5 protein-coding genes are annotated in these 6286 nt (G+C 63.5%); 3 read left to right on the top strand and 2 right to left on the bottom strand.

All coding sequences use genetic code 11. From position 1 onward, the window contains the following. The 3 genes from KA184_22700 to KA184_22690 all read left to right on the top strand — a co-directional run. The coding region (locus KA184_22700) for a gfo/Idh/MocA family oxidoreductase (GenBank protein MBP8132398.1) at window positions 1-185 on the top strand (185 nt) is incomplete at its 5' end. Between the two features lie 263 nt (window positions 186-448). Next, window positions 449-3724, top strand: a complete 3276-nt coding sequence (locus tag KA184_22695) for a DUF5011 domain-containing protein (GenBank protein MBP8132397.1) — start codon at window positions 449-451, stop codon at window positions 3722-3724. A gap of 115 nt (window positions 3725-3839) precedes the next feature. Then, window positions 3840-5000, top strand: coding sequence for an HD domain-containing protein (locus tag KA184_22690; protein ID MBP8132396.1), 1161 nt, complete (start codon window positions 3840-3842; stop codon window positions 4998-5000). Window positions 5001-5042: 42 nt separating this feature from the next. Here KA184_22690 and KA184_22685 read toward each other — a convergent pair whose 3' ends face one another. Further along, window positions 5043-6065 carry a hypothetical protein gene (locus tag KA184_22685; protein ID MBP8132395.1) on the bottom strand — a complete coding sequence of 341 codons (1023 nt, stop codon included), beginning with the start codon at window positions 6063-6065 and terminating at the stop codon, window positions 5043-5045. Window positions 6066-6082: 17 nt separating this feature from the next. Beyond that, on the bottom strand, window positions 6083-6286 hold a 204-nt coding region (locus KA184_22680), incomplete at its 5' end, for a hypothetical protein (protein ID MBP8132394.1).

Genomic DNA, 6286 nt, shown 5'->3' with positions numbered 1-6286 from the left:
GCGAGACGTATGCGCCCGCGGAAACCGGCCACCGCACGGCCACGCTCGGCCATATCGGCAACATTGCGCTGCTCCTGGGCCGCAAACTGCGCTGGGACCCGGACCGGGAGCGTTTTCTGGACGATGATACCGCGAACCGCATGTTGTCGCGTCCCATGCGGAGTCCCTGGCGGCTGCAAGCCTGATGCGCGCACAGGCGGCGGGCCGCGAGAACCTCGGGATGCATGGAGGTATGTTGGTGGTGTATTGTGGACAAGGAAAATGAAGACTCGACAAACGCGCAAAGTCGTGTACAATAGTACTTTGGGTTGGGTTACAGGGCGAAGTGTCCGCTCTTGGGCATGAAGTTGCGCATTGCGGGCATTGTCCCGGCATATGGCTGGCTGGTCCCTGGACCACCGGCACAGGAAAACGAATCAATATGCACGCGCGGGGAGGAAGGCATCCAATGCGTAGCAGGCACGTATCCGGAAGATCATGGCTGGGACACCCGGTCCTCTTGCTGGCGATTCTGTGCTGTGCGGCGGCTGACCGGGCGGGGGCGGACCTGGTGTTCTCGCCGGCCTTGCCGTTGAGCGGTTCCGCGGCATCAGACGGCGCCGCGTCGGATGTTAATGGTCACATACTGTCCAACGACGCCGGACAATGGGTGGCGGTATGGGTATCGGACAATACGCTTGAGGGGACCGTCGGCACGGACAAGGACATATTCTATGCTTATTCCAGTGATTTTGGCGCGACCTGGTCGGCGCCCGCGGTCATTCATTCTTACGCGGAAGCGGATAACGCGGAGGATGATTTCCCGTGTCTGGCGAACGATGGCGGCGACAATTGGGTCTGCGTATGGCAGTCCAACGCGAACGTGGGCGGTGCCGGCACGGACACGGACATTCTGGTGGCCTATTCCTCGAACAATGGCATGAATTGGGCCGTGCCGGTTCCCGTGAACAGTCATGCTTACTCGGATACGGCGCCAGACTATTATCCTCGCCTGGCAACGGATAAACACGGACGCTGGATATGCGTTTGGACATCGACGGTCTCCCTGGTTGACGGAGAGAACGTCGGGTCCGATGCGGACATCCTGGCGGCGCGTTCTGTGGACAATGGGCTCACGTGGTCCACGGCGCGCAAGTTGAACACAAATGCGCCGGTTGACCTCGGTTTCGATCAGCGCCCCTGTATCGTCCTCAGCGGCACGTACTGGGTGGTGGCATGGGAATCGTTCGAAGCCTTCCCGGGCACGCTCGAACTCGGCAGCGACGCGGACATTCTGGTCGCCCGTTCCTCCAATTCGGATATCCTGTTCTGGGGCATTTCGTGGTCGCAACCCGCCCCGCTCAATTCCCTCGCCGCGGCCGATTCACGCAATGACGCCGGCCCGGACATGGCCTGCGACGGGAACGGCGATCTGGTGGTTGCGTGGCAGTCCCTCGAGGACATGGGCGGAACGGGTGAAGACACGGACATCTTTTGCGCCCGCTCCGCGGACCACGGCGTGACATGGGCCGCGCAGGCCGTTCTCAACAGTACCGCCACGACCGACGGCGACGCCACGGACGTCGGTGTGCGGCTGGCCGCGGACAGCGCGGGCTCCGTTGCGGCGGTGTGGTCGTCTACGGCGACACTGGACGGCCTTATCCTGGACGACCCTGACGTGCTCTTGGCGGTGTCGGCCGACGGCGGCGTGTCGTGGGGTCCTACCCGCGCGTTGCACAACACTGCCTTTACGGACGGCCCCGCGGACCATGACTACGCGCCGGTGCTCGCGGTGGACAACCGGGGCCGGTGGATGGCGGTGTGGACGAGCACGAACCCCCTGACCGGCGTGATCGACCCGGACTTGGGTACGGACCCCGACCTGTTGTTCGTGACGGCGGCGCCGCCCGCGGTGGTGAGCATCACGCCTACGGCTGTCAGCCCCACCGCGGCGGAAACGGTGACCTATGATGTTGCGTTCAGCGAGAATGTGGGCGGCGTAGAAGAGACGGATTTCGCGGTCTCTGCGCCGGACTTGCCGGGCGCGGGCGTCCTTGACGTGAGCGGCGGGGGCGCCGTTTACACGGTGACCGTCACTACGGGGAACGGGTGCGGCGCGTTGCGGCTGGACCTCGTGGACGATGATTCGATTCAGAACGGCGAGGGTAACTCGCTTGGCGGGCCGGGGCCGGGCAACGGCGATTTCACGAGCGCGCAGGAATACTTCATCGATCGGGAGCCGCCGGTCATCACGTTGCTCGGGGCGGACCCGTTGTACCTCGAATGCGGCCATGACGACTATGTATTGCCTGGTGCGTCCGCAGCCGACTGCCTGGATGGCGACATCACGGCGAGTGTTCAGGTAACGGATAATCTGGACACCAACGTTCCAGGCGCGTACACCATCGAGTATAACGTCATGAACTCGCTCGGGAACGCCGCCGCGCCGGTACTACGGCAGGTGGTCGTGCATGACACCATCACGTTGACACTGATCGGCGACAATCCGCTCCCGTGGCCTTGCGGCGTCCCGTATGTGGACCCGTCTGCGACTGCCGAGGACCACTGCGATCCGGAGCCGGTGCTCGAGATTGACGCGAGCCGCGTGAACGTGAATGCCGCGGGCGTTTACCCCGTGTACGTCCTTGCCTTGGAGATAGACGGGCCCCTCGTCGCGCTGGAGCGTACGGTAGAGGTCGCCCCGCCCTGCGGTGAAGGCGAGGGCGAGGGTGAAGGCGAGGGCGAAATCCAGGACATCTGCCTGCCCGGCACGCAATTCGGTCAACCGCCGCAAGGAGCGCTGCAAGCATGGTCGTTGCTCGCCAGCAATAGCGGCACGGACTTTGCCGCATACGAAAACTTCCAGGGCCTGTCCGTGCCGATTGAAACCGTGCGCTGGTGGGGTATCGATGCCAACGCAGGCGGCGGCCTGGTGGCGTGCAGCCCGGTCTCCGAAGAGTTTGAGGTCGCGTTTTATGCCGACGATGCGGGCATGCCCGGCACGCTCGTGGCCGAAGAGACCGTTGTGCCGGTCAAGGAATATTCGGGCATGGCGTACGATGGACAATTGCTGTATCGGTATGACGTCGCCTTGGCCGCGCCCGTGGCGCTGGAAACCGGCTGGGTTTCGATTCGGAGGGACAACAGCGAAGCGTGCTGGTTCCAGTGGATCAGTTCGGCGTCCGGCGACGGCGCAAGTGTCTTGTACGAATCCGGTGTGCCGCACGTGGAAAACGTCGACCTCGGAATTTGCCTGAAGGGCAGCGAAGGGGAAGGTGAAGGCGAGGGTGAAGGCGAGGGCGAGGGTGAGGGCGAAGGCGAGGGTGAAGGCGAGGGCGAGGGTGAAGGCGAGGGCGAAGGTGAAGGCGAGGGCGAAGGTGAAGGCGAGGGCGAAGGTGAAGGCGAGGGCGAAGGGTCGGACCCCTGCGATGATGAATGGCACAGTGCGGACCAGAATCACGACGGCGTGGTTGCGCTCGGTGAGTTGTTGCGCGTGATTCAGTTCTACAACTCGAACGGACTTTATTGCGCCGATGACCCCGGCTCCACAGAAGACGGGTACCTTCCTGGTCCGGGCACGAATACGACTTGCTGCCCGCACGACAGCGACTACAGTCCGGATGGCCCCGATTGGCGTATCGGCCTTTCCGAATTGTTGCGCATCATTCAGTTCTACAATTCGGGTGGTTACCACTACTGCCCCGGGGAAGAGACAGAAGACGGTTTCTGCCCCGGACTCCTCTGACCGCGGGCATAATCTGTAAGGCCGGTGTGCGGGCTTGGCCCGGCAGGCGGGTTTGTGCGGCCGTGGCGGACGGCCATGGCTGTGCGGCTGTCCAAGCGTATAACCATGGAGGGGTGTGATATTGCGTGTGATCGCCGTAAGTCAGGCGCGGCCCGGCATGCTCGTAGCCCGGGAACTGCTTGACGAGAAGGGGCAGGTGCTGCTCCACAAGAACGTGTCCTTGACACGCGAGTATATCCGCGCCCTGGAGAGCAAGGGGTTCACGCGCATTTGTGTCAAGGACCCGGAGGAACCCGCGGGGTGCGAGCCTCAGGAAGATATCAGCCCGGCGGTGCGCATGCGCGCCCACTGTGCGCTCCGCAACGCATTCGAGAAAATTGCGTCGGAGGTAGGCACGCTGCGCGCGGAATCCGCGCAGGAATGCGGCAAAGTCTTTGAAGCCGGGCGCGTGGCCGGGCTGCTGGGCAGGAATGGACCGCTGGCAAAGGTGGTCGAAAGCGTTTCGCACATCATCGAGAATGTGCTGTCGCGCAGCGTTCTTGCCGGACTGACTTCGATCAAGACGGCGGATACCGCCCTTTTCGAGCACTCGCTCGACGTGTGCGCGGTCTCGGTTCTGACCGGGCATACCGTCGGTTTGCAGTACGACTGGCTGCGGCAACTGGCGGCAGGCAGCCTGCTGCATGACATAGGCAGGTTGTTTCTTGACAAGACGGTCACGGGCGGCCTGGCGGTCAAACAGCATACGATTCTGGGCTACGAACTCCTGCGGGCGAGCGAGCAGAGCGACATCCTTACGCCGCATGTGGCCTATGAACATCATGAGCGGCCCGACGGACAGGGCCTGCCGCGTGGTCTCATGGCGGGCAACCGCGTGAAGCGGGACCGATCGCAGCGGCCGCCGATTCCCACGGTGCTGGGCGAGATTGCGGCGGTCGCCAATGCGTACGACAACCTGCTTTCCGGCGACGAAAAGACACCCGGGCTGCCGCCGGACGAGACGCTCCGTGTGATTCGCGAAGGAGCCGGAACGCGCTTCAACCAGGAACTGGTCGCCGCGCTGTTGCGCGTGGCGCCCGTATACCCGAAGAGCAGCGAGGTGGTGGTCCTCAGCGGCGCATTCCGCCGGCACACGGCGGTCGTGACCGAGGTTCACCCAGCCCGTCTTGACCGGCCCGTCATCCAGGTTTTTCGCGACGCCGCGGGCAAACCCATAACGCCGGTAGAGATCGACCTCCTGGAAGAATCGGAGATTGTGATTCAATGCCGGATTTGACGCGGGCGCGCGGCGGCGCCGCGATACTGACGGCGCGCGTCGTCACTGCGGCGCCGGTTCCTCAGCGTTGCCGAACATCTCGCCCATGAAACCGCCCGCATACTCCACCGCCGCGCGCTGCTGCTCGATGAATCGCTCGACAATGTGAACCTGCTCCTCATCCATTTGTGCCGAGACCTGTTCGAGTACATGGTTGTAGACTTCGTCTTGATGCGCAAGGAACTCGCGCATCTGTTCCGGATCCGGCATGTCGCGCGGGTCGGGCTGATAGGCCAGCATCTCATCGACGAGCACTTGCTTGACGAATTCGCGGTTCTCCTCCGTCAAGCCTGCGCCGAACATGCGGAGCTGCATGTCATAGGATTGTTCGAGCATGCGCGCCGGAATGCCCTCCTCGTAGGCCTCGAACTCCGCCATCTGCTCCGGCGTGAGTATCTGCGCCAATTCCTCGCGCATTTGCGCGTCGAGCGCTTCCATATCGGCCTTGACCACTGCTCGCTCGGGTTTCTCCTTCAAAAAGCGCATGCCCCGCTGGACCTGTTCCTTCATATAGCGCTTGAAAATGGCGCGGACCTGTTCCTCGGCATCGCGCGGCAGGCTCCAGCCGGCGAACAGGTCGTTGAACTGCATATTCAGCATCATACTTGCGGCGCTTTCCGCCATGGCCTCGCCCTGCGGCCCCTCGAACATGCGCGCCAACATGCCGCCCGCCGCGTCCGGCGCGGCGTCCTTGCCCAGCATGCTTTCCAGGAGCTTGGACGGGTCGAAACCTTCGGGAAGCGCAGGAGGGGCCGGTGCCTCGGCGGCGGATGCCTCTGTGGGACCGGGTTGCGGCGCTTCCGGCCCAGGGGTTTCGGCCTGCTTTTCTTGTTGCAGGGCGGCGAGGCGGCTGAGTTGCTCTTGCAGGCGCGCTACCTCGCGCTCGAGCGCCGTGGCCCGTTTCGTTTCTTCCTGCCAGAGCCACAAAACCGCCGCGATGGCCGCCAGGCAGACCACCAGCGTTACGAAATAGACCGCGGCCGCGCCCCGGCGCCCGCGGCCGCACACGGCGCGTGAGTGACGCATGGCAAACCTCCTCTGTGTCACGGCAGTTTCAGGAAAACCCCACTATGGTGTAATACCACCGGCGCGCCGTTTTCTTCGCGCGGCCGGATGGCGCGATAGGGACGCAGGCCTGAAAATGGGCCGGGCTTTCTGCTAGAATCCGCCGGATTTTGCGGAGGAACGCACTGGAGAACGCGTGTGAAAGCGATTCTGGTATTGGAAAACGGGGCGGTTTTCGAGGG

The sequence above is a fragment of the Candidatus Hydrogenedentota bacterium genome (assembly GCA_018005585.1).
Taxonomy (GTDB): Bacteria; Hydrogenedentota; Hydrogenedentia; order Hydrogenedentales; family JAGMZX01; genus JAGMZX01.
The sequence above is the reverse complement of the archived record's forward strand: the minus strand, read 5'-3'. Positions and strand labels throughout refer to the sequence as shown.